The following is a 23,302-nucleotide window of genomic DNA, read 5'->3' as shown; positions in this document are numbered from 1 at the left end:
ATGCCGGACGCGATCTTCTCCCTCCCCAGGCTTGCTGGGGTGTACGACGCCCTGGAAAGCGACCGCAGCGACCTCGACACGTATCTCGACCTGGCCGCGGAGGGTCGGGTGAACGCGGTTCTCGACGTCGGGACGGAAGGACTCGTCGAGGACTGGGTCGAGGTCACGAAGGTGGATCGAGAGCTGGTGACTTTCGAGTCGCCCACGATCTTCCACTCTGACGGTGGACGGTTGGACTCCACCAGCACCTTGCGCTTCCGCACCCAGGGCGCGCTGCGCTCCACCCTTGCGGAGGCCGGATTCGGAGCAGTGGAGATCCGGGATCTGCCGTATGCGCCAACCCGCGGGTGGCTGGTGCTGGCAACCGCCTGACCGGGTCTGATGAAACGAGCTTGGGACGCACGACCCGCACGGGGAGATGTACTCACGCCGGGCGTTGGGGCATCCTTTGGGGAGATAACGTCCTTTGGCGAGTGTTCCCTTCAACCTTCGGGGAGTTGACGTCGCTTTGGAGCGGTCAAGACGACGTTATCTCCCCGAAGGTTTCGGCCGATCGGCCTGTAAGAGCGTTATCTCCCCAAAGGTTGCTAGGAGGAAGCCGCCCGCCCGCATATCAGGCGGGCCGGCAGCGCACCGCTTCCCCGCTGTCGTGGTCGGTGGGACTGGTGTGATCCGGACAGTCACAGGTGCCACATGGGTTGGAACCTGGGCAGCTCTGCTGACCGCCGGGTGCCAGCAGCGGAATCCGTTGTCGCAATAACGCTGTTGAGCGGGTAGCACTGGTATTCATTGCTGCGCTGACGTCCCTTTCACCGTTTCAGAGCGACGTTATTGCAGCAGAGGCTCCGTGAAAGGGCTGGTAACTGCGTTATTGCAGCAAAAGATTCGGGGTGGCTGGTAACTGCGTCAGCGCAGCAGAGGATGGGCAGGGCCGCACCGGTCAGCTCCGGACACGCAACCAGCCCAGCAGCCGAAGCCCAAACATGCGCGATAGATGCGTAATCGTGGTTGGGAGCCGGGGTGCCCAGGCGTAACGGGGTTCGCGGTCAGATTCGGGCACACGGTCCGGTAGACACGCGCAACCACCCCCGCTGCAGCCCAGCCGCACAGCCCCCGCACACCACCCCTAAACTGCACACCAAAAAACGTGCCTCCTTCGGGAGGGGGAACAGGGCCGAAGGAGGCACGCGGCCGAAATGCCGGGCACTCCAAAGGGCCCCCGGAGATGGGGCCCAAAAGGGAGGCGCGGCGAAAGGGCTAGGAGTCGAACCCCATTCCCACGGCATCCATGAGCTTCAGCCACGGACCCCGTTTGCCCTGCCGGCGATCGGAGCGGACCATGGCAGCGGTTGTGATCTTCACGCCCAGCCAGGCAACCGGCTCCGGGGGGAAGGGCAGCGGAAGCTTCCGCACCAGTTCCAGGGAAGTGCGCCGGGTCTGGACACCGGAGAGCAGGTCCAGCAGTACATTGGCCGCGAACCGGCTGGCGCCAACACCCAGGCCGGTGAACCCGGCGGCATAGGCAACACGTCCGCCGTAGGCCTTCATGAAGAAGGAGAAGAACCGGCTGCAGGTGTCGATCGCCCCGCCCCACTTATGCGTGAAGCAGATGCCTTCCAGCTGGGGGAAGGTGGCCAGGAAATGCGCAGCCAGGCGGCGGAAGGACTCCTCGCTCTGGTCGTACTCGGGCTTCATGCTGCGCCCGTAGTGGTACGGCGCGTCATAGCCGCCAAAGAGGATCCGGTTGTCCTCCGTGAGGCGGTAGTAGTGGAAGCGGTTCGAGACGTCGTCGAGCCCCTGCCGCCGGGACCAGCCGATGGATTCCAGCTGCGCCTCGGTCAGCGGTTCGGTCATCAGCGCGTAGTCGTAGACGGGCACCGTGTGCAGACGCGCCCGGCGCAGCAGCGACGGAAAAACGTTCGTTGCCAGGGCGACCTTCGCCGCGGACACCGTGCCGCCGTCGGTCTCCACTTCGACGCCGTACCCGGACTTAGCCAGCGACCGCACGGGGGAGTGTTCGAAGATCTGCACGCCCAGTTCCAGGCAGGCACGCTTCAGTCCCCAGGCCAGCCGCGCCGGATCAACCAGTGCGCTGCCCTTCTTGTTCCACGCGCCGGCCAGATACAGCGGTGACTTCACCTCGGCCCGGACCTGCTCCTGATCGAAGAACTCGACGCCGTCGTGCCCGGCTTCCTCGCGCAGCCAGTCCACCTGGTGCGGATCGGTGGCCAGTGCCAGGGTGCCGTTCCACTGGAAGTCGCAGTCGATGCCGTAGCGCTGGATCGCCTGGGCGAACTCGGCCAGGTTCTCGGCCCCCATGTCCTTGAGCAGGTCCACCTCCTGGGGCAGGTGCTTGACCCCGTTGCTGTAGCCGTGGGTCAGGCTGGCGGAGACAAAACCGCCGTTGCGGCCCGACGCCGCCCAGCCCACTTCCTGTCCCTCGAGAAGCACCACGATGGTGGACGGGTTGCGTTCCTTGGCCAGCAAAGCGGTCCACAGCCCGGTGTACCCGCCGCCGACCACAACAAGGTCAGCGGAGATCCGGGATTCCAGCGGCGGAAGGGGAGCAGGCCGTTCGGGACGGTCCAGCCAGTAGGGAGCAGGAGCGGCGGAGGCAAGGGCAGCGGTGACGGCGGCGGCCGGGATGCGCTGCTCGGCTAGCTCATAGGTGGTTGGGGTGGTGCGGGGCACGGTATCTGCTTTCGATCGGTGGTGGTTCGCAGGTGTATGCAGGGCGCGGGTCAGGCCGGGCGGTAGCCCGTCGTTTCCGGCGGCACGGCGTGGCGGATCATGAGGTGGCGGGTCACGGAGTAGTCCAGCAGCGGTTCGATGCTCATGTCCTTGCCGAATCCCGAGCCTTTCACACCTCCGTGCGGAGCCTCGGACGCCAGCGGCAGATGGTCATTGATCCAGGTGACGCCCACTTCCAGCTGGTGGCTGACGCGGATGGCACGCCCGACGTCGGCGGTCCAGACGGAGGACGCCAGGCCGTAGGCGCTGTCATTGGCCAGCGCGACGGCGTCATCCTCCGAATCGAAGGGCAGGGCCACCAGCACCGGGCCGAAGATCTCGCCCTGCACCAGTTCGGAGGACTGCGCAGCGCCCACCACGAGGGTGGGCGGGAAGTAGAAGCCCGGGCCCGCCAGCGGGGAGCCGCCCTCCAGGGCCTGGGCTCCGCCGTCGACCGCCCGCTGGATGAAGCCGGCCACCTTCTCCCGGTGTGCGGCGGAGATCAGCGGACCGATGTGGGTGGCGGGATCGTGCGGATCACCGATGTTGATGCCCTTCAGCTCTGCACGCAGGGCGGCAATGGCGTCGTCGAAAATGCTCCGGTGGATGTAGACGCGGGTAGCGGCAGTGCAGTCCTGGCCGGTGTTGTAGGTTGCGCCCAGGGCGACGGCGCGGGCCATCTGGGGGATGTCGGCGTCGGCGAAGACCAGGGCCGGGGCCTTGCCGCCCAGCTCCAGGTGCACCCGCTTCACGTCCTTGACGGCACCCTGCATCACGGCGCGTCCGGTGGCAGTGGAACCAGTTACCGAGACCATGTCCACGCCGCGGTGCCCTGCCAGCGCGGAACCGATGTCCCCGCCGCCGGTGACCACGTTCAATACGCCCGCGGGCAGGCCCGCGCCGGCGGCAAGCTCAGCCAGCCGCAGGGTGGATCCCGGAGTCAGCGGGGCAGGCTTGAGGATCACGGTGTTGCCGGCCGCCAGCGCGGGGCCGGCCTTCCACAGGGCCATGATCAGCGGGAAGTTCCATGGAGTGATCCCGGCGACCACACCCACGGGCCGGCGGACCATCATGGAGGTGTAACCGTCGGAAAACACTCCCGCGCCGGTGCCGTCCACGGACCGGGCCGCTCCGGCGAAGAAGCGCAGGTTATCCGCCCCGAAGGGGATCTCCCCGTCCAGCACGGTGGTCCAGGGCTTGCCGCCCTCGGTGACTTCCAGTTCGGTGAGCGCTTCACCGTCGGCTTCGAGCGCATCGGCGAGTTTCAGCAGCACACGGGCACGCTGGCCCGGGGTCTGGGCTGCCCAGCCTGCCGCGGCGCCGCGGGCGGCGCTGACGGCGGAGTCGACGTCGTCCACGGTCGAGGCGGGGAGGGTGCCGGAGACTTCGCCGGTGGCTGGATTAATAAGTTCCTGCACTTCGCCGGCGGAGGCACGGTAGTCGTTGGAGATGAAAGTTCCGGAGGCCATGGTGGTTCCTTGCATTGGTGGTGATCTGGTGATGTGGTGCGGTCAGTGGAAAGCGGCGACGTTTTCCAGGGCGGTGGCCGCGGCGGAAAGGCCGTCCACGGCGCGGATCCGTTCCCCGGCTGCACGGCAGCGGGCCAGCAGCTCCGTGTCGCCGAGCAGGTCGGAGATCGTGCCCAGCAGTTCCTCCGGCGTGCAGGTGTAGGTGTCCAGCCGGCGGCCGTAACCGGATTCATGGACGCGCTGGGCGTTGTCGTACTGGTCCCAGAACAGGGGCAGCAGAATCATCGGCTTGCCGAAGTGCAGGGCCTCGGTGGTGGTGTTGTTGCCGCCGTGGGTGATGACCAGGTCCACGAGGGGAATGATGCGGGTCTGCGGCAGGAACTCCGCACCCCACATGTTCTCCGCGAGGGTGATCTCCTCATGCAGCGGACCCTTGGAGACAATGAAGTTGTACTCCCCGGCGGTGCCCAGGATGTCCACGGTGCGCTGCATGAGTTCGACGTCGGCGCCGCCCAGGGAGCCCAGGCTGAAGTAGACCAGCGGCTTGGTGCCGTCCAGGAAGTGCGGCGGAAGCTCTACAGCGGATTCGGTTTCCCGCACTGCGGAGTCCACTCGGGTCCAGTCCTCGCCGAGGGGACGGCTGCCGGTGTAGTCCAGCTCCTCGGGGTAAACGTAGATGTTGTGGACGCCGGAATGGATGAACTCAAGGCGGGGCAGCGCGGGTGCACCCTGCTCCTGGACCCAGGCATTGAAGTCTTCCCAAAGGTCCTTGTGGGTGCGCTCGTATTCGGCGCGGTATTCCTCCCAGGCGCTTTCGTCGTCCCGGCCCAGCCCGGAATAGGCAGGCGCAATCCCGGAACCGGTTACCTCCAGCGGGTTGCAGGAGACCATCCGGACGAACGGCTTCCCGGCGGTTACCAGCGCGGGAAAGGCAACCACGTTGTCTTCAATGATGACATCGGGATTTACTTCCGCAATGATGCGGCGCAATTCAGGCTCGCAGTACTTGGCGCCGTCAATTGCACCTTCCCAGATGGGCCGGATAACCGTTTCGGCCTGCTCCAGGGTTGATTTCCGGAATTCCGGGGAGATGGCTTTGATGTATTCCTTCCAGAAATCTCCCGCCCCGGCGTCCTCCGGCTCGTCCGCCGGCGGGGCGAAGTCCACCAGGGCCTCCTCGAACCCAAGCGCGACAAGCTTGCCGCGCCACGAAGACTCCGCCGCGAAGACAACACGGTGGCCGCGCTTGAGGAGCTCATTACCAATACCAATGCAATTATTCGTAGGGCCGTAAGCGCTTTCCGGCATGAAAAGAAAAGTCCGTGAATTTGTCAACGGGTGCCTCCTGGAAACAGTGGGTGATTGAAATTACTTTTGTGGAAGTTCGTGTTTCGCCGAATGTGCCCTATCGTGGTAAATCAGCAATCGAGGAAGGTTTCACATGGCACGCCCGAAGAACCAGACCGCACGCCGCAGCGAAATCGTGGCGGCCGCGCAGCGGGCGGTGGCCAAGCACGGCCCCGACGGTGCGCGGCTGAACCGCGTCGCGGAGGAAGCCGGGCTGACCAGCGGGGCGGTGCTGTACTACTACCCGAACCTCGAGGACCTGATGCTCGAGGCCAACCGGGAGGCCATGGAGCGCTTCTACGAACAGCGGGTGCAGATGCTCGCTTCGCTGCCGGATGACCCGGCTGCCCGGCTGCTGGCCCTGATCCGCTCCGGCCTGCCCTCCGGTCCGGACGACACGCAGGTCGCCATGCTCTGTGCCCTGGGCGGGTCTGCGGGCAACCATCCGGTGACGGCAACTCTTCTGACCTCGCTGTACGAGCGGCAGGTCGGCATGTACCTCGTGGTCCTCGAACAGGGCGCTGCCCGCGGCGTGTTCACCTTGGCCCAGGACCCGCTGACCGTGGCCCGCAACCTCGTGGCCCTGGAAGATGCCTACGGTTACCGGATCATTGCCCGCCACCCCAGCATCGATGCCGAAGCCGCCGCAGGCCTGATTGCCGACTATGCCCGTATTGCCACCGCTCATGAGCTGACGGTTTCCTGAGCGGCTGCCTCCAGCGGTCCTGCGCCGCGGTCATCGGCAACGGCAACCGTGCGGGCGGCGTCGACGATTAGCCCGACCTCCGAGCCGCGCTGCGGCACGTGGACGGAGCGAAGGGTGCAGATGAAGGGGGCGGGAACACCCGAGACCCGAACCGCCACGGTGGAGGTGCCTCCGAGGAAGTAGGTGTCCAGCACCGTTCCGTCCAGGATTCCGGCCCCGGGCGCGGTCAGGACCACATCCTCCGGGCGGATGACCGCCGTAGCGGCGCTCCCCGCGGAAAGCCCGTGGTCCGCCGCGAGTACCAGTCCGGATTCCAGCAGGATGCCCCCGGCCACTGCCGTGCCGTCGAGCAGGTTGGCGGAACCGATGAAGTCTGCGACGAAGCGGGACGCCGGTGCCGAATAGAGGCCGACGGGCGTATCGACCTGCTCCAGCCGGCCGCCGTTCAGCACTGCCACGCGGTCCGCCATGGACATGGCTTCTTCCTGGTCATGCGTGACCACCACGAACGTCATGCCTGCCTCATGCTGCAGCCGCTTGAGTTCCAGCTGCATTTCCGCCCTGACCTTGCGGTCCAGGGCCGAGAGCGGCTCATCGAGCAGCAGCAGTCGTGGACGCTTGACGATTGCCCGGGCCAGGGCAACCCGCTGGCGCTGGCCGCCGGAGAGCTGGCTGGGCCTGCGTTTGGCGAATTTTGTCAGTCCGATGGTCTCCAGTACCTCGCCGACCCGGCGGCGTACCTCTGCTTTGCCGGTGCCTTCCGCCTCCAGCCCGTAGGCCACGTTCTTCTCCACGCTCAGATGGGGGAAGAGTGCATAGGACTGGAACATCATGTTCACCGGGCGTCGGTGGGCCGGCAGCCGGGTCAGCGGACCGCCGTCGAGCAGGATCTCTCCTTCGGCGGGCGTCTCGAAGCCGGCGATGGAACGCAGCAGGGTGCTCTTGCCGCAGCCGGAAGGGCCCAGCAGGGCAAAGAACTCATTGTCGGCAATATCCAGGTCGATTCCGTGCAGGGCCTGGACGGAGCCGTAGCTGTGGCTGAGGCCGCGCAGCGCCAGCAGCGGCTGCGGTCCGGGAACGGGAGCAGGTCCGGTGGTCATAGAGAATCCGCAATCTTGGTCAGTCGCTGTGTGCCGAGGACCGCCAGGACGGTCAGGCCCAGCAGCATGGTGGCAAGGGCATTGATCTCGGGGGAGACGCCGAAGCGCACCATCGAGTAGATGTTGATGGGCAGGGTGGAGACAGTTGGGCTGGTAGTGAAGAAAGCGATGACGAATTCGTCCAGGGACAGGGTGAAGGCCAGCAGCCCGCCGGAAATGATCGCCGGGCCCAGCTGCGGAACGGTGACCCGCAGCAGCGTCCGTGCCGGGGAGGCACCCAGGTCACGGGAAGCCTCCTCCAGGCTGGGATCCACCTGGGCCAGCCGGGCCAGGACGATCGCGGTGACAAACGCCATGGCGAACACGGTGTGCGCCAGGATCACCGAGAGCAGGCCAAGCGTGAAGTTCAGCAGCGTGAACAGGCTCAGCAGCCCGATCGCCAGGAGCAGGTCCGGCAGCATGGCCGGCGCAATCGCGATCGCACGGATCAGCCCGCCCTTCGTGTAGCGGTGGATGCCGACGGCGGTCAGCGTGCCCAGCACGGTGGCCAGGACGGCAGCTGCGGCGGCCACCACCAGGGTGTTGCCCAGGGACGCGAGGATCTCCGGGGAGCGGAAGACCTCCGCGTACCACTTCAGCGAGAACCCGGACCAGGAAAACAGGTTGGAAGACGCGTTGAAGGACATGGCCGTGACTACAAGGATCGGCAGGTACAGGAACGCGATGGCGCCCCAGAACGGCACCCGCAGGTGCCAGCTGCGCCCGGGCCGTGCGCCGCGGCGTCGTAGCCTGTGCGCTGCCTGAGTTCCTGCGGCGGCTCCGGATGTGGCTGCGGTGGTGCTCATGCGTCCGCCTTCCGTGGGGTCTTGCCTTCGCTGACGGCGCGGGAGGCACGCTGCTGCAGCACCAGCAGGAGCACCAGGAACGCGGTCATGACCAGCGCCAGCGCCGCGCCGAAGGGCCAGTCGCGGGCCTTGAGGAACTGGTCGCGGATGAGGTTGCCGATCAGCACGGTCTTACCGCCGCCGATCAGCTCCGGAATGATGAAGTTGCCCATGGCCGGCACAAACACGAAGATGCAGCCGGTCAGTGCCCCGGGAGCGGAGAGCGGCAGGGTGATGGTGCGGAAGACCCGGAACGGGGAGGACCCCAGGTTGATGGCTGCTTCGGTCAGCTGCGGGTCCTGCGAGGACAGGGAGGCGTACAGGGGCAGGATCATCAGCGGCAGGTACATATAGACGAGCCCGACGACGACGGCCGGCTCGGTGTAGAGCATGGCCACCGGTTCGCTGGTGATGCCCAGCCACTGCAGTCCCTGGTTGATCCAGCCGGCATTGTTCAGCAGCAGGATCCACGCGTAGGTGCGGATCAGGAAATTGGTCCAGAACGGCAGCAGGACGGCGATCAGTGCCAGGGTGCGCCAGCGTTTGGGCAGCCGCGAGATGAACAGCGCCGCGGGGTAGCCGATGAGCAGGGCGATGCCCGTGGCAGCGCCGGCGATGAGGATGGATTTGAGCACCACGCCCAGGTAGAGCGGGTCCGCCAGCCGGACAAAGTTGTCCAGGGTGAAGTTGTATTCGACGCCGCCGAACCGGCCGCGCTCGAAAAAGGCGTAGACGGTGACCAGCGCTACCGGCAGGACCGCCAGCACAAACAGGACGATAACGCCGGGCCCCAGGATCGGAAGTCCGGCCAGCCTCCGGCGCCAGACGGCGCCGGAGGCCGGGGAACGGAAAGCAGGCACGGGAAGCTACTTCGCGGAGATTTCCGTGGCGAGGCGGGTGTACTCGGTGCTGTAGTCGCCCAGGTCAACAATGACTTCCTGCTCCGCCAGCTCAGCAGGGGTCATGGCCAGGTTCGGGTAGGTGGTCAGCAGTTCCGGATCCAGCGCCTCCATGGCGGCTTTGTTGGGCACCTTGTAGAGGATGTTCTCCGCGGCCCAGGAATGAACCTCCGGTTCCAGCACGTAGTTCAGGAACGCCATGGCAGCTTCCTTGTTCTGCGAAGACTTCAGCACGGTCATGGTGTCCACCCAGAGGTCGCTGCCCTCTTCGGGAACGGTGAACTTGATGTTCGGGTCCTCGGCGATGCCGTAGTTGCACCAGCCGTCCCAGGCTTCGGTCAGCACGGCTTCGCCGGTGACGAGCTTGGAGTAGAAGGTGGTGTCATCGAAGGAGAGCAGGGTGGGCTTGGTGGCGGTGAGCTGCTCCTTTACTGCTTCGAGCTCAGCGGGATCCTCGGAGTTCACCGAGTAGCCCAGCGCCTTCAGGGCAGGCAGGGCCATCCAGCGTTCGGTGGAGAGCATGGTGGTCTTCCCGGCTGCTTCCGCGGACGGTTCCAGGAGGTCGTTCCAGGACGTCGGCTCCGCCGGCAGCAGGTCCGAGCGGTAGCAGAGGCCGGTGGTGCCCCAGGCGTACGGCAGGGAGAAGGCGTTGCCGTCGTCGTATGCCATTTCCATGGCCTCCGGGTAGAGGTTCTCAATGTTGGGAATGAGGGAGTGGTCCAGTTCCTGGAGCATTCCGCCTTCATTGAGGGCCTGGGCGTACTGGCCGGAGACGAAGGCGACGTCGATCCCGGAGTCGCCGCCGGCGGTCAGCTTGGCCATGATTTCTTCATTCGTGGCGTGGTGGACGATTTGCACCGGCACACCGGTCTCAGCCTCGAAGGTCTCCGCGAGGTCCTCGGGGTAGTAGTCGGCCCAGATGCCGACCACGAGCTCCTGCTGGCTGATGTCGGCCTCGGGATCCAGGTCCGCTGGTTGGCTTCCGCCGCCGCAGGCAGACAGCGCCAGGACTGCTGTCACGGCGACAGCACTGCGCTTGATGTGCTCGAAACTCACGGTCACTCCTTCTGGACGTGAGTGGCACACGTCACCTCGGCTGTGGTTGGTGAACTGATCTTTGCATTAGAGTTCAAGGAATACAACGGTTGTTTTAGGCTGTAACAAGCATTTAACAAACGGTTCTTGAAACTTTTGTGTAAGGAATGTGAGGGTGGGGTTATGCATGAACTAAGGACCCCGCACGGCCGCATCCGGCTGGAAACCGACGGCGTGCTCACTCCTTTGGGGTCCGGCGGCGAGCCGGCTGCCGCGGGATCAGGGCTGGCCGCAGACCTGGTGGCAGCGGTTCTGTCCGGGGCGCCGGATGGCCTTGCATGCTCACCCGGGGAGCTTCGAATAGTGCGGACTCCGCTGCCCGCCGCCGCTGCTGCCACTGACGAATCCGCTGTCGCCGTGGACATGACCAACCTGTCCGTCGTCGTCGGCGGGGACAAGATCGTCAAGCTTGTCCGTTCCTGGGGCGGCGCGAACCGGTCGGCGCGGCTTCTGACCCGTCTCGCGGAAGCCGGTGTGGAGGCCGTTCCGGGATATTTCGGGTCCTTGGACTGGCATCACCCGACGCGGGGGCAGGGGACACTTGCCCTGGTCAGCGCCGTCGTTCCGGATGCAGCGGATGGCTGGAGCTGGGCAGTGGACGACGTCGTGTCCTGGTTCCAGGGCGGTGAGGCGCCGCGGTGGCCGGCGGAGCTGGGACGGCTTACTGCCGAAGTCCACACGGTGCTGCTGGAAGTGGGTGCGGCCGCGCCGCCGGCGGCCGCGCAGGTGCGGAAGCGGGCGTCGGACGTCCTGGATCGGGCACTGTCCGTGACCGACGGCGACCCGGGCCTCCGGCTTACCCGCCGTGCGTCAGCGCTGAAGGACATCCTGGATGCGATTCCGGAGACAGCAGCTCCGGCGTTCGACCTGCACGGTGACCTGCACGTGGGGCAGATCCTGCGCGCCGGCGGGAACTACTGGCTGCTTGATTTCGACGGCGATCCCCAGCTGTCAGCTGCTGAACGTGATCTGCCGGACACGGCTGCCCGCGACGTCGCGCATCTTGCGGCAAGCTTCGACATGGTTGCGTCTGTTGCTGCCAAGAGGATCCAGGCATCGGAGCCGCAAGCACTGCGGCGGCTGTACGGCTGGTCGCGGGATGCCACCGGGGAAATGGTGGCGTCCTACCGCGAGGCAGCACGGGAAGCCGGCGTTCCGGACCTTCTGGATGAGGCAATGCTCCCGGGGCTCATCGCTGAACAGCTGCTTCGGGAACTCATCTATGCGCACCGCTTCCTGCCTCGTTGGGGGTACGCCGCGGACGGCGCCATCACTCACCGATTTCCCCCAGACCAGACATCACAGCACAAGGAGCCCGCGTGGACACCGCCCGCTTTGCAGAGGACCTGAACACGGTCCCGGACTATCTCGAAGAACTCGCGCCGATGCTGGAGCGCGGATACCCCGGCCTGGCGCAGCTGCCGAAAGCGAACCGTCTGCTGGTTCTTGCGATGGGCTCCAGTGCGTACGCCGCTGCCACGGTGGCACGCCAGGCCAGGGCTGACGGCCTGAACGTCCAGGTCGAGCTGGCCAGCACCGCGCTCTTGCCCGCCCCTGCGCCAGACCTCCTGGTCATAGCAGTCTCTGCCACCGGCTCCAGCGTGGAAGTGCTGGCTGCCGCCCAGCGTTACCAGGGCGCCGGCAGGCTGGTGGCTGTAACGAACAATGCGGACTCGGGCCTCGCGGCCATGGCGGACTTCGTGTTGCCGCTGAATGTGGGGGAGGAGGTCTCGGGAATCTCCTGCCGGAACTTCCGGCATTCCGTCCTGGTCATGGCGGCCCTCCTGGAAAGCTTCGGCGCTTCGTTTGGGGAGCTGGGCGAGACGGCGCGCCTGGCCGCTGCAGGGAACCGGGAGCTGCTGGCCTCTGCGGGGGACTGGCTGCCCCAGGCCTCGGACGTGTTGCTGGGACCCGACGGTGTCTTCCTGCTCGCTCCGGCTGAGCGGCGGTCCAGTGCAGAGCAGGGTTCCCTGATGCTGCGCGAGGTTCCCCGGCGGCCGGCGTTCGGCAGCGAGACGGGAGACTGGTCACACGTCGATGTCTACTTGTCCAAGACGCTGGACTACCGTGCCCTGATGTTCGCAGGCTCCGCGTGGGACCAGCAGGCGCTGGATTGGATGGCCCCCCGCGGCGCAGCCATTGTCGCAGTGGGCGGAAGCTTCCCCGAAGCCAAGATGTCGGTGAAGTATCAGGGCCAGGAGCACTGGCTGACGGCGGTCCTGGTGGAGACCATGGTGCCGGAGCTTCTGGCGTGGGACTGGTATTCCAAGGATCCCCGTCACTCGTGGAGTTCCCGGGTCTGAGGCCCTCCCGGAGGGCCCGCCGGCTACTGGGTGACTGCGACGGCGAAAACAATCATCGCTGCCAGCACCAGGGCGCCGATCGCTGAATAGGAGATTCGGGTGAAGCGCTGCTGCCGGCTGCGTTCCCGGCGCCATTCCCTGCGGCTCAGTGTTGTGCTCATGCGCGCAACAATAGGAACGGGCGACGGTAGATACTAAGAGTACTTACTACTTGTTTCCTGCCGGATGTTACTCGCGCTGCGGGAGACGCTAAGTACCGGATTTCGTCCGGGAACGGCAAAGGCACGCTGGAACCAGCGTGCCTTTGCCGTTATCAGAAGCCTGAAAGACTACTCGTTGTGCGACTTGCCTTCAGCCAGTTCAGTCGTGGAGTCCGAGCGGCCCATCATGAACGGGATCAGGTAGACGAGCGTGCCGACGACGAGGCAGACCACCATCGGCCATACAACATCAAGGGTCAGCCAGTTCAGCGAGTAAATCGAGGCGAGGAACAGCCCGAAGAAGACGACGAACGTAACGAGGTTCTTGACCAGGTGTCCTTCGCCCGAGTGAGTGGGCTGCTTGGCCTTGGTTCCTGCCATGGGAGTTTCTCCGTTTCAAAAAGTTTTCAGCGGCGGACGGATCAGTAGCCGGACCCGCCGTTACCACCCTTAACAATAGCGATTCCGGAGCTCGCTCCAATTCGCGTGGCTCCGGCGTTGATCATGGCGAGGGCATCTTCGCGGCTGCGAACGCCGCCGGAAGCCTTAACGCCGAGGTCAGGGCCTACGGTCCGGCGCATCAATGCGACGTCTTCCACAGTCGCCCCGCCTCCGTTGAAGCCTGTCGACGTCTTCACGAAGTCAGCGCCGGCTTCGACCGAAGCCTCGCAGGCGAGGACTTTCTGCTCATCCGTCAGCAGCGCAGTCTCGATGATGACCTTCAGGATGGCACCCGTTTCGTGGACAGCATCGGCGACGGCGGCGATGTCGCGGACCAGAGCTTCCCGGTCACCCCGGCGAGCTGCGGCAATGTCGATAACCATGTCGATTTCGTCCGCGCCGTCCTGGAGTGCACCCTGGGCTTCGAAAACCTTGACCTCCGTGGTTGAGGCGCCAAGCGGAAAGCCGATGACGGAGCACGTATCCACGCCGCTGTCCTTCAAGGCCGTGTGAACGGTGCTCACCCAAAGCGGGTTCACACACACGGATTTGAAACCGTACTGGGCGGCTTCTTCACACACTCGGAGGATGTCTTCGCGGGACGCCTCCGGCTTGAGCAGGGTGTGGTCGATATACGAGGCGAGGTCTGCGGTCTGCGGGGTCTCGTCGGGCGCGGCGTTCGTGGGCATGGCGGTCCTTTCCAAACTGGGCTTCCAGTCTCCCATATGCAGGGAGGGGAGAAGGTGGGGATGGGAGTCAGACGGAAGGATGCCGTTCAGAAACGGAAAAAGGCCGGTTGCCGGTCCGGCGACCGACAACCAGCCCTTTAATAAAGGCTTAGTACGGCCACCAGCCGATGAGCGGCGAAACAACCGTTCCGCTGCCGAACGACGGAGCGGCATTAGCGGGTGCTGCTACGCCGACGGCCGTGATGGCTGCCGCGAGAAGAAGGGAGGCCCCCAGTTTCTTCATTTTATTCTCCTAGTGAGAGTGACGCTCAAGTTGCTGACGTAAGAAAACTATACCCACGCGGGTGAAGAAAAGTAGGCGCTATACAAAAATTCAGGATATCTTGCGTCTTGGTGTCCCGATTCCAACACCTGTACGTAATGTTGGACCATAGTCGCTTCTGTGGGGGGCACAATTGAACTCCGGTGTCTTGGAAATGCCGGGCAACATACCGAGAAAGTTCCGTGGCCTTGAATGATGGATGACTTCATACTGAACGAGTACAAGGCCCGCCAGCTATGGGAGCGTCGGGACTACGAAAGAGCGATGGTGTCTGCTCGTGCCGCTGCGGCGTCTGCCGCAGCTAAAGAGGACCATGCAGGTTGGTGGCGAATGACGTTCCTCTCCGGGGAATGCCAGATCGAGCTCGGCCAGCTGGATGCGTGCGCAGAGACTGCACGTGTCCTCACCGACCACGAAATGACTCAAGAAGATCCTGAGCTTGCCACCCGGGCCAAGGCGCTGCTTTCGGCAGTGTTGAGGAGCTCGGGACAATTGCACGAGGCTCTCGTCCTGGCTAGGTCAGCTTCTTTGACAGTGCCTGAAGCCGCGCATGACAGCAAAGAAAAGCTAGAGGCCCAACAAGTTCTCGTTGCCGTCCTGGCTGAGAGCGGCGACTTGGAAGACGCATGGTCAGAAGCGCAGCTCCTGGCTTCAATGATCGGCAGAGATACCTCGGCTGAAAAGGCGGGGAAAGCCTATTGGTCAATTGGGAACGTCGCCTTTCTCATGGGACGACACGAGGAGGCCACGCACTTTCACGGCCTAGCCGCGTCGTGCCTCTCACCCAGCAATGACCTCAACTTGTGGGCACTGTTCAATAAGGCCTCCGCGTTCATGCGGCTGTCCGCAAATTTGGTAGAGCCGGAAACCCTCCAGTGCATTGAGCGGGCCGAGTTGGCGCTGTCAATCGCCGGCGGCAACGAACAGGACGAGTTGGATGTCGCATTAATTCGTGCTTTCTGGCGTTACCTGACCGGCGATACTGTCGAGGCGCGCCAGCAGATGGAAGGTGTGCTCGAACATGCGGGAGGAATGGCGCCGCTTAGCCATGGAGACGCCGTCTTGCTATACGCCAGGATTGTTGCTGATGCGGGCGATTTGGTCGAAGCCGCCAGTCGGGGGCTGGAGAGCGCCGCGCTTTTTGATAAAGCCGGGGCTCCGGCGCGGGCCGTGCAGGCACGAAATTTTGTCGAGGAACTCAGCCAAGCTGCCGTTTCGGAACCTGTCGAATAAGAACCGCCGCGTGGGGCCTCTTATTCGCACGGCGCGTGAACAGAAAATTACGGAATGCCCGGACAATGGGGGCACGACTGAGGTACCTTAGGTTTTTGGGGGGAAACATGGGAAAGCATGAAGTTTTGGGTCTCGAACCGTGGAACGGCACTGAACCGGACCGCGCATGCAGAAAAGCCCGGGCTGGAGGGGCCGCATGACGGTCATCGACAGCGCAGCGCCGGTGCCTGAGGAAGCTGTTCCCGGTACCCGAGGGATCCGGCCGGGCGAAGAGGGCTACGCCGAGGTTTTTTCGGAGGATGGCTTTGCCACCATCATCCTGCCGCCGGGCGAGGTCATCACCGGCGGGATCGCCGCCCGCGCAGCGGAGGAATTCGACGAACTCGCCGGGCCTGGGTTTATTCCCCTGCTGCTGGAGATCACGGGCGTTGAATCCCTCACCCGCAGCGCCCGCAGCGTCTTCGGAGCGGCCCGCAAGGCATCCGCCGTCGCCGTCGTCGGCACCTCGCAGGTGGACCGTGTTATTGCAAACTTCCTGCTGGGCGGTGACCTCCCGCCGTGCCCCACCCGGTACTTCTCCTCAAAGAGCGAAGCTCTGACGTGGCTGGAGAGCCGGACGAAATGACGGAAGGGCAGCCAGCAGACACACGACTGCAGCAGGTAGTCGACGGTATAGTCCGGATCGCTGCTGGGGACCTGAGTACCAGGATCCGCACCTCGCCCAACCGGGACGACGTTGACGCCGTCATTACCGGGATCAACCTGCTGGCCGAAGAACTTAATTCGGTTTACCAGGAGTTCGAGGAACGGGTCGAGTCGCGGACCATCGAACTGCAGGCAGCACACCGGCAAATGCAGCGCATGGCCATGAGCGACGCACTGACCGGGATGGCAAACCGTACTGCGCTGATGCACGGAATCGAAGCAGCTCTCCTGTCATCCGAGGACGGCGCCAAGCGTCCCTCCGTCCTGATGATCGACCTTGACGCATTCAAGGACATTAACGACAGCTTCGGCCATCAGACCGGCGACCAGGTGCTCGTTGAAGTAGCACGAAGGATCCGCTGGGCGGTGCGCCGCGGGGATACCGTGGCCCGGCTCGGCGGCGACGAGTTCGCCGTCCTGCTTCCCGAAACGAGCCTCACAGCGGCCATGGGCGTGGCGGCAAGGGTCCAGGAAGCCCTCACCGAATGCATCAGGGTCGACGAGCTCGACGTCTGGCCCCGTGCCAGCATCGGAGCGCACGCCGGGCAGGCAGGGGAGAGCGCCGAAGACATCATGGTCCGGGCAGACACCGCAATGTACGCGGCGAAGGAAGCCGGGAGGGGGCAAAACAAGGCTTTCGAGCCGGTTATGCTCTACTCCCGCCAGCTCCGCCGTGACATGGCTGCCGAGCTGCGCCAGGGCGTGGGACGAGATGAGCTTTTCCTGGATTACCAGCCCGTCGTTGAGCTGGCCAGCGGCCGGATGATCGGCGTGGAAGCGCTGATCCGCTGGCAGCACCCGCAGCGCGGACTCGTTATGCCCGATGACTTCATTCCCATCGCCGAGGAGACCGGGATCATCCTGGATCTGGGGCGCTGGGTGCTGCGGGCTGCCCTGGAACAGGTGGCCCGCTGGGAAGGGGAACTGGCGCTGGAACCGGATTTCAAAGTCCGGGTCAACCTCTCCGCCATGGAACTGCAGCGGCTGGACCTGGTGGACCATGTCCGGCAGGCGCTTACCGAAACCGGGATCAGTCCGGGCCGCCTGATCATCGAAATCACTGAAAGCGCGTTCGTCAGCGGCGGTGACGTTGAAATGTACTCGCTCCGGTCACTCAGTGCCCTCGGCGTCGGGATTGAAATCGACGACTTCGGGACAGGCTATTCCTCCATCAGCTACCTGCGCCGGCTGCCTGTCCACACCGTGAAGGTGGACCGCAGCCTGATTCGTGACATCAGCGCTGATCCGGGTCAGCGGCACTTTGTGGATGCGGTCCACGGCCTGATCCAGGCGGCCGGCATGGAAGCGGTCTTCGAAGGGATCGAGACCCTGGACCAAGCCGCGGACCTCCTGGTCCTGGGCTGCCGAAGCGGCCAGGGGTACTACTTCAGCAGGCCGCTCGCCGCGCGGCAGGTTGCCGACATCCTGGAAACGGGAGCCGTGCTTCCATTGGTCCAGGCACCCGCGAATTCCAGCGGAGCAGGGTAGCGCGGCGGGTCAGGCCTCCAGCCCCAGTGCGGCAGCAATGTCTTCCTTGGCAGCGGCCAGCCGGTCCGCCGCGGCGGCACGCGCACGCGCCAGGCCGGCACGGCCGTCAACCGGCTCGATGACTTCCAGGTAACACTTGAGCTTGGGCTCGGTGCCCGACGGCCGGACGATGATCCGGGTGCCGTCCTCCGTCAGGTAGAGCAGGCCGTCGGTCGGAGGCAGCGCTTCGGAACCGGCTGAGAGGTCGACGGCGTTCACCACCGGGGACCCGGCGAGGGACGACGGCGGCTGTGCGCGCAGGCGCGTCATCATCTGCGGAATGAGGGAGAGGTTCTCCACCCGCACCGAGAGCTGGTCTGAAGCATGCAGCCCGTGTTCCAGCGCAAGGTCATCGAGCATATCGAACAAGGTGCGGCCGTCAGCTTTCAGGGCGGCCGCAAGTTCGGCGATCAGCAGGCCGGCGGAGATGCCGTCCTTGTCCCTGACCAGCGCCGGTGCCACGCAGTATCCCAGGGCTTCCTCATACCCGTACACAAGTCCGGGGACCCGCGATATCCACTTGAAGCCGGTCAGCGTTTCCTGGTGGGCGAATCCGGCCGAAGCGGCAATGCGGGCCAGCAAACGGGAGGAGACGATCGAATTTGCGAAGACGGGAGTATTGGAATCCGGGCGCAGCCTGTGGTGGCCGGACCGGATCCGGTCGGCAATGTGTGCACCCAGCAGCGCCCCCGTTTCATCCCCGCGCAGCATCCGCCACTGGCCGGTGGCAGGATCCTGGGCGGCGACGGCAGCACGGTCGGCATCCGGGTCGTTGGCCAGGACAATGTCCGCACCGGTTTCGGCTGCCATGCCCACTGCCAGGTCCAGCGCTCCGGGTTCCTCCGGGTTGGGGAAGGCCACGGTCGGGAAGTCGGGATCGGGCTCCGCCTGTGCAGCCACAAGCTTCACCGAGGAGAATCCGGCGTCGCGCAGGACCGCCGTCATGGTTTCCCCGCCGACACCGTGCATGGGGGTGAGGACGATCCTCAGGTCCCGGGCCGGGTAACCGTCGTGGTTCACCAGCGCGTCGACGGCGTTGATGTAGTCGGCCGCGATCGACTCGGAGACGTCGGTCCAGCCCTCCGGCGCAGTCTCGATGGAGGAGAGCGGCAGCGTGTAGTCGATGCGCGCGGCGATCTCGGCGTCGTAGGGCGGGACGATCTGCGCACCGCGTCCCGGCCCCTTCACCGTGCGCCCGCCCAGGTAGACCTTGTAACCGTTGTCCTGTGCCGGGTTGTGGCTGGCGGTGACCATCACTCCGGCGTCCGTATCAAGGGCACGGACCGCGTAGGCGAGCACCGGCGTCGGCAGCGTGCAGGGAAGCAGGAACGCCTCGATGCCTGCGGCGCTGAAGACCGCCGCTGTTTCCAGGGCGAACGCCTTCGAGTTGTGCCGCGCGTCGTAGCCGATCACTGCGCTGGGGATCCACCCCTCGGACCTGTCCTGCAGGAAGGAAGCGATTCCGGCCGCGGTGCGCCGGACGACGGCGCGGTTCATGCGCCGCGGGCCGGCACCGAGAGCGGCGCGCAGGCCGGCGGTGCCGAACTCCAGGGTGCCGGAGAACCGGTCCGCCAGTTCCTCCAGGGCCGCGGCTGTTCCGCTTTCCGCAGCGGCTTCTGCCTCGGCTGCCGCCAGCAGGGTCCGCAGCTCAGCGGCCGTGGCAGGGTCGGGGTCCGTATCGGCCCAGATCCGGGCTTCGTTGAACAGTTCTTCGCGTTCCATAGCAGTCAAGGTCATTGGGTGCCTCAGATCGGATACGGGCGGTGCTACAGGGCGCCGATGATGCCGGCGAGCAGCTTGGAAATGCGCGGGCCTGCTTCGGCGCCGGCTTCCAGCACTTCCTGGTGGCTCAGGGGTTCCGGGCTGATGCCTGCGGCCAGGTTGGTCACGAGGCTGATACCGAAGACCTCCATGCCGGCATGGCGGGCAGCAATGGCTTCAAGGGCGGTGGACATGCCCACCAGGTCCGCGCCGATGGTCTTGGCATAGCGGACTTCCGCGGGTGTTTCGTAGTGCGGGCCGGGGAACTGGGCGTAGACACCTTCGGCAAGGGTGGGATCAACGGTCCGGGCGAGGTCGCGCAGCCTGGGGGAGTAGAGGTCCGTCAGGTCGACGAACGTCGCGCCCTCCAGCGGGGAGGTGGCCGTCAGGTTGAGGTGGTCGCTGATCAGCACAGGGGTGCCGGGAGCCCAGTCCAGGTTCAGGCCGCCGCATCCGTTGGTGAGGACCATGACCTTCGCACCGGCAGCAGCGGCGGTCCGCACACCGTGGACGACGGCGCGGACACCCTTGCCCTCGTAGTAGTGCGTGCGGGCACCCAGGATGAGGGCGCGCTTGCCCCCGGGAGTCAGTACGGACCGGATGGTCCCCACATGCCCCTGGACAGCCGGGGCGGAAAAACCGGGAATGTCCGACGCCGGCAGCGTGGCAGTGGTCTCACCGATCAGGTCTGCTGCGTCCCCCCAGCCGCTGCCCAGGACCAGGGCAATGTCGTGGCTGGGTACACCGGTTTTCTCGGCGATGTACGCTGCGGCCTGCTGGGCAAGTTCAAAGGGATCGTCGTAGCTCACCCGTACAACTTACCGCTTGTTGGCGGCCGGCGCGGCCGGTCCCGGGCGCGGTTCGTTTGAGACGTTCCCCCCGATGGGACAGAATGGACCCTTGTGACGAGCCAACTAGATTTCACTGCCCGAAAAATTGCGATCCTCGGCGGCGGCCCCGGCGGCTACGAGGCAGCCATGGTGGCAGCGTCACTTGGCGCAGACGTAACCATCGTGGAGCGCAACGGGCTGGGCGGCTCCGCCGTCCTCACCGACGTCGTGCCTTCCAAGACCCTCATTGCCACCGCGGACGTGATGACCCGTTTCAGCTCCGCCTCCAATCTCGGCGTCGACTTTGGCAACGCTGCCAAGCCGGCCGAAGCGGACCTGAAGATGGTCAACCACCGCCTGCTGGCCTTGGCCAAGGAACAGTCCAACGACATCCGGCGGACGCTGGAACGCATGGGCGTGAAGGTGATTCTGGGTGAGGGCAGGCTGCTCGACAACCGCCGGATCGAGGTCGCCACGGATGAAGGCACCACCACGGTGGAAGCCGAAGCCCTCCTGATCTCAACGGGCGCCAACCCCCGCGAACTGGACACGTCCATGCCGGACGGCGAGCGGATCTTCACCTGGAAGCAGATCTACAACCTGACAGAGGTTCCCGAGCACCTAATCGTCATCGGGTCCGGCGTGACGGGCGCTGAGTTCGCGTCCGCCTACAACGGGCTCGGCGCACGCGTCACCCTCATCTCCAGCCGTGACCGCGTGCTGCCCGGCGAAGACGCTGACGCTGCCCGCGTCCTGGAGGACGTCTTCCAGGCCCGCGGCATGACCGTGCTCTCCCGTTCCCGTGCCGATTCGGTGAAGAACACCGGTGACGGGGTGCGGGTCACGCTCTCCGACGGGCGCACGGTTGAGGGCTCCCACTGCCTCGTCGCCGTCGGCGCTATTCCCAACACGCAGGGCATCGGCCTCGAGGAGGCAGGAGTCGCCCTGGATGAGCAGGGACAGATCAAGGTCGACGGCGTCTCCCGGACCACCGCGTCGAACGTCTACGCTGCCGGTGACTGCACGGGTGTCTTCAACCTGGCCTCGGTCGCTGCGATGCAGGGACGCATTGCGATCGCCCACCTGATGGGGGACAGCGTGAAGCCGCTGAAGCTCAAGCACGTCGCCTCGAACATCTTCACCTCCCCGGAGATCGCGTCAGTGGGTGTGTCTGAAGCGGACATTGCCGCCGGACGGTACCAGGGCGACGTCATCAAGCTCTCGCTGCACACCAACGCGCGGGCGAAGATGATGGATGTCAAGGAAGGGTTCGTGAAGATCATTGCCCGGAAGGGCTCCGGAACAGTGATCGGCGGCGTCGTCGTCGGTCCCCGTGCCTCCGAACTGATCTTCCCGATTGCGCTGGCGGTCACGCAGAAACTGCACGTCGACGACGTCGCCAACACCTTCACGGTCTACCCGTCGCTGACCGGCTCCATCTCCGAGGCAGCACGGCGCCTGCACGTGCACATCTAACTCCCGCCACGAAGGGATGGGTTAGCCCGCCTCCGGGCGGATCCACGTTCCAAGAGCGGCCTTTTTGCGCGGAAATTCAAGGTTTGTCCAACGTTACGTCCACATTGTGGACAAATGTCCGAATGGCGGACGCCGGGTTTTAGGATGATCGTACTTTCCAACCGCACCCGAAAGACTTGCCATGTCAACAAACACTTCCAGCGCCGAAGCTGAAAAGGCACCGGCCAACTCCCGCGGACGCGTGATCGTAGCGTCCCTGGTTGGCACTTCCATCGAGTTCTACGACTTCTATGTCTATGCGACCGCCGCAGTCCTCGTCTTCCCCATCCTCTTCTTCCCGAATGCCGAGGGCGTCACCGCACTGCTGTCCTCCTTCGCCGTCTTCGGCGTCGCCTTCATCGCCCGTCCCCTTGGATCGATCGTGTTTGGGCACTTCGGCGACAAGGTGGGCCGCAAGGGAACCCTGGTTGCGTCCCTGCTGACCATGGGCATCGCAACCTTCCTTATCGGCTGCCTGCCGACCGCGAACATGGACGGCTGGACCTTCTGGGCCCCGGCCCTGCTGGTCGTCATGCGCTTTGCCCAGGGCCTGGCCCTCGGCGGCGAATGGTCCGGTGCGGCCCTGCTGGCCACCGAGAACGCCCCCGCGAACAAGCGCGCCATCTACGGCACGTTCCCGCAGCTCGGCGCTCCGATCGGCTTCATCCTGGCCAACGGCCTGTTCCTGATCCTGAGCTTCAACCTGGCTGAAGAGCAGTTCATGTCCTGGGGCTGGCGCATTCCGTTCCTCGCCAGCGCCGTGATGGTCATCATTGGCCTCTACGTCCGCCTGAAGCTGGTCGAAACCCCCGCCTTCCAGAAGGTTGTCGATTCCGGTGAAGTGAGCAAGCTGCCGCTGGCCGCTGCGTTCAAGTTCTCCTGGCGCCCGATGATCGCCGGCACCTTCATCATGCTGGCCACCTATGTGCTCTTCTACCTGATGACCACCTTCACCCTCTCCTACGGCACCGCCGCCAAGTCGGAGGAAGAAGCTGCCGCCAAGGCGGAAGCATCCGGGAAGGCCTTCGACCCGGATACATTCGCGGCAGGCCTCGGCTACGCCCGCAACGACTTCCTGATCATGCTGATCGTCGGCGTCGTCTTCTTCGGCATCTTCACCATGGTGGCCGGCCCGCTGGCCGAAAAGTACGGACGCCGCAAGACCCTGCTCTGGGTCACCGCAGCAATCTTCGTCTTCGGCTTCACGTTCGACCCGCTGTTCGGCGGCGGCTTCGTTGGCACCATGGCGCTGCTGATCATCGGCTTCACTCTGATGGGCCTGACCTTCGGGCCGATGGGCGCCGTACTGCCGGAGCTGTTCCCGACCAATGTCCGCTACACCGGTTCAGCCATCGCCTACAACGTTTCCTCGATCCTCGGTGCAGCTGTTGCCCCGTTCATCGCAGTGGCGCTGTGGCAGGCCGCTGACGGCAGCCCGTGGCTGGTGGGAATCTACCTCTCATCGATGGCCATCCTGACGTTCATCGCGCTGTGGGTTACCCGCGAAACCAAGGACGTGGACTACGTAAACCACTCCAGCTAGGTC

The 23,302-nt window shown here is 65.0% G+C and carries 22 protein-coding genes; 9 read left to right on the top strand and 13 right to left on the bottom strand.

All coding sequences use genetic code 11. The features are described from left to right. Positions 1–372: a hypothetical protein gene (locus LOC59_RS10715; RefSeq protein ID WP_227916474.1), complete on the top strand. Its 372-nt coding sequence runs from the start codon at positions 1–3 to the stop codon at positions 370–372. Positions 373–1,257: 885 nt separating this feature from the next. Here LOC59_RS10715 and LOC59_RS10710 read toward each other — a convergent pair. The 3 genes from LOC59_RS10710 to LOC59_RS10700 are packed head-to-tail and all read right to left on the bottom strand — an operon-like array spanning position 1,258 to position 5,507. After that, the gene (locus LOC59_RS10710; protein WP_227916475.1) at positions 1,258–2,691 is read right to left on the bottom strand and encodes an NAD(P)/FAD-dependent oxidoreductase; all 1,434 of its coding nucleotides are present in this window, start codon (positions 2,689–2,691) and stop codon (positions 1,258–1,260) included. 50 nt (positions 2,692–2,741) lie between these two features. Further along, complete coding sequence (locus tag LOC59_RS10705; RefSeq protein ID WP_229971889.1) at positions 2,742–4,199, bottom strand: aminobutyraldehyde dehydrogenase; 1,458 nt, start codon at positions 4,197–4,199, stop codon at positions 2,742–2,744. A 42-nt stretch (positions 4,200–4,241) separates the two neighbouring features. Further along, positions 4,242–5,507, bottom strand: a complete 1,266-nt coding sequence (locus LOC59_RS10700; protein ID WP_229971887.1) for a glycosyltransferase — start codon at positions 5,505–5,507, stop codon at positions 4,242–4,244. 133 nt (positions 5,508–5,640) lie between these two features. Between LOC59_RS10700 and LOC59_RS10695 the strand changes: the two genes are divergently transcribed. Then, positions 5,641–6,252 carry a TetR/AcrR family transcriptional regulator gene (locus LOC59_RS10695; RefSeq protein WP_229971884.1) on the top strand — a complete coding sequence of 204 codons (612 nt, stop codon included), beginning with the start codon at positions 5,641–5,643 and terminating at the stop codon, positions 6,250–6,252. Here the strand turns inward: LOC59_RS10695 and LOC59_RS10690 are convergent. Genes LOC59_RS10690 through LOC59_RS10675 form a run of 4 tightly spaced genes read right to left on the bottom strand, consistent with a single transcriptional unit; the run spans position 6,231 to position 10,191 of the window. Then, entirely contained in the window at positions 6,231–7,352 is a 1,122-nt protein-coding gene (locus tag LOC59_RS10690; protein WP_227916479.1) for an ABC transporter ATP-binding protein, read from the bottom strand. The two genes, LOC59_RS10695 and LOC59_RS10690, sit on opposite strands and share 22 nt — an antisense overlap. After that, positions 7,349–8,197 (bottom strand): ABC transporter permease, encoded by an 849-nt coding sequence (locus tag LOC59_RS10685; protein ID WP_227894993.1) that lies wholly within the window; start codon positions 8,195–8,197, stop codon positions 7,349–7,351. Before LOC59_RS10685 ends, LOC59_RS10690 begins: the two co-directional genes overlap by 4 nt. Next, on the bottom strand, positions 8,194–9,096 hold the full coding sequence (locus LOC59_RS16585) for an ABC transporter permease (RefSeq protein WP_227916480.1): 903 nt from the start codon (positions 9,094–9,096) through the stop codon (positions 8,194–8,196). Before LOC59_RS16585 ends, LOC59_RS10685 begins: the two co-directional genes overlap by 4 nt. A 6-nt stretch (positions 9,097–9,102) precedes the next feature. After that, positions 9,103–10,191, bottom strand: a complete 1,089-nt coding sequence (locus LOC59_RS10675) for a polyamine ABC transporter substrate-binding protein (protein ID WP_227916481.1) — start codon at positions 10,189–10,191, stop codon at positions 9,103–9,105. 162 nt (positions 10,192–10,353) lie between these two features. On the opposite strand from LOC59_RS10675, the gene LOC59_RS10670 reads away from it, so the two are divergent. Both LOC59_RS10670 and LOC59_RS10665 read left to right on the top strand, forming a co-directional pair. After that, on the top strand, positions 10,354–11,580 hold the full coding sequence (locus tag LOC59_RS10670) for a hypothetical protein (RefSeq protein ID WP_229971882.1): 1,227 nt from the start codon (positions 10,354–10,356) through the stop codon (positions 11,578–11,580). Then, a complete protein-coding gene (locus LOC59_RS10665; protein ID WP_229971879.1) occupies positions 11,550–12,533 on the top strand; it encodes an SIS domain-containing protein in 984 nt (327 codons plus the stop codon). The genes LOC59_RS10670 and LOC59_RS10665 overlap by 31 nt, the downstream gene beginning before the upstream one ends. Positions 12,534–12,556: 23 nt before the next feature. On the opposite strand, the gene LOC59_RS10660 is transcribed toward LOC59_RS10665, so the two are convergent. The 4 genes from LOC59_RS10660 to LOC59_RS16670 form a co-directional block, all read right to left on the bottom strand. Then, positions 12,557–12,694 carry a hypothetical protein gene (locus LOC59_RS10660; RefSeq protein ID WP_227894985.1) on the bottom strand — a complete coding sequence of 46 codons (138 nt, stop codon included), beginning with the start codon at positions 12,692–12,694 and terminating at the stop codon, positions 12,557–12,559. Between the two features lie 168 nt (positions 12,695–12,862). Continuing rightward, positions 12,863–13,114 (bottom strand): hypothetical protein, encoded by a 252-nt coding sequence (locus LOC59_RS10655; RefSeq protein ID WP_227894983.1) that lies wholly within the window; start codon positions 13,112–13,114, stop codon positions 12,863–12,865. Positions 13,115–13,155: 41 nt separating this feature from the next. Beyond that, positions 13,156–13,863: a deoxyribose-phosphate aldolase gene (deoC, locus tag LOC59_RS10650; protein ID WP_229971877.1), complete on the bottom strand. Its 708-nt coding sequence runs from the start codon at positions 13,861–13,863 to the stop codon at positions 13,156–13,158. Positions 13,864–14,011: 148 nt separating this feature from the next. Beyond that, a complete protein-coding gene (locus LOC59_RS16670; protein WP_269440068.1) occupies positions 14,012–14,146 on the bottom strand; it encodes a hypothetical protein in 135 nt (44 codons plus the stop codon). Between the two features lie 231 nt (positions 14,147–14,377). Here LOC59_RS16670 and LOC59_RS10645 point away from each other — a divergent pair, with 231 nt between their 5' ends. The 3 genes from LOC59_RS10645 to LOC59_RS10635 all read left to right on the top strand — a co-directional run bounded on the left by LOC59_RS10645 (position 14,378) and on the right by LOC59_RS10635 (position 17,611). Beyond that, entirely contained in the window at positions 14,378–15,418 is a 1,041-nt protein-coding gene (locus LOC59_RS10645; RefSeq protein WP_229971875.1) for a hypothetical protein, read from the top strand. 196 nt (positions 15,419–15,614) lie between these two features. After that, positions 15,615–16,043: a DUF7793 family protein gene (locus LOC59_RS10640; RefSeq protein ID WP_229971873.1), complete on the top strand. Its 429-nt coding sequence runs from the start codon at positions 15,615–15,617 to the stop codon at positions 16,041–16,043. Beyond that, positions 16,040–17,611, top strand: coding sequence for a putative bifunctional diguanylate cyclase/phosphodiesterase (locus tag LOC59_RS10635; RefSeq protein WP_229971871.1), 1,572 nt, complete (start codon positions 16,040–16,042; stop codon positions 17,609–17,611). The genes LOC59_RS10640 and LOC59_RS10635 overlap by 4 nt, the downstream gene beginning before the upstream one ends. 9 nt (positions 17,612–17,620) lie before the next feature. On the opposite strand, the gene LOC59_RS10630 is transcribed toward LOC59_RS10635, so the two are convergent. Continuing rightward, a complete protein-coding gene (locus LOC59_RS10630; RefSeq protein WP_229971869.1) occupies positions 17,621–19,387 on the bottom strand; it encodes a phospho-sugar mutase in 1,767 nt (588 codons plus the stop codon). 29 nt (positions 19,388–19,416) lie between these two features. Beyond that, positions 19,417–20,220 carry a purine-nucleoside phosphorylase gene (locus LOC59_RS10625; RefSeq protein ID WP_227894973.1) on the bottom strand — a complete coding sequence of 268 codons (804 nt, stop codon included), beginning with the start codon at positions 20,218–20,220 and terminating at the stop codon, positions 19,417–19,419. 93 nt (positions 20,221–20,313) lie between these two features. Here LOC59_RS10625 and LOC59_RS10620 point away from each other — a divergent pair, with 93 nt between their 5' ends. Together LOC59_RS10620 and LOC59_RS10615 are read left to right on the top strand one after the other, a co-directional pair. After that, entirely contained in the window at positions 20,314–21,717 is a 1,404-nt protein-coding gene (locus LOC59_RS10620) for an NAD(P)H-quinone dehydrogenase (RefSeq protein WP_227894972.1), read from the top strand. A 181-nt stretch (positions 21,718–21,898) separates the two neighbouring features. Continuing rightward, entirely contained in the window at positions 21,899–23,299 is a 1,401-nt protein-coding gene (locus LOC59_RS10615) for an MFS transporter (protein ID WP_229971867.1), read from the top strand. Positions 23,300–23,302: the final 3 nt, after the last annotated feature.

Source organism: Arthrobacter sp. zg-Y916, assembly GCF_020907385.1.
Taxonomy (GTDB): Bacteria; Actinomycetota; Actinomycetes; order Actinomycetales; family Micrococcaceae; genus Arthrobacter_B; species Arthrobacter_B caoxuetaonis.
The sequence above is the reverse complement of the archived record's forward strand: the minus strand, read 5'-3'. Positions and strand labels throughout refer to the sequence as shown.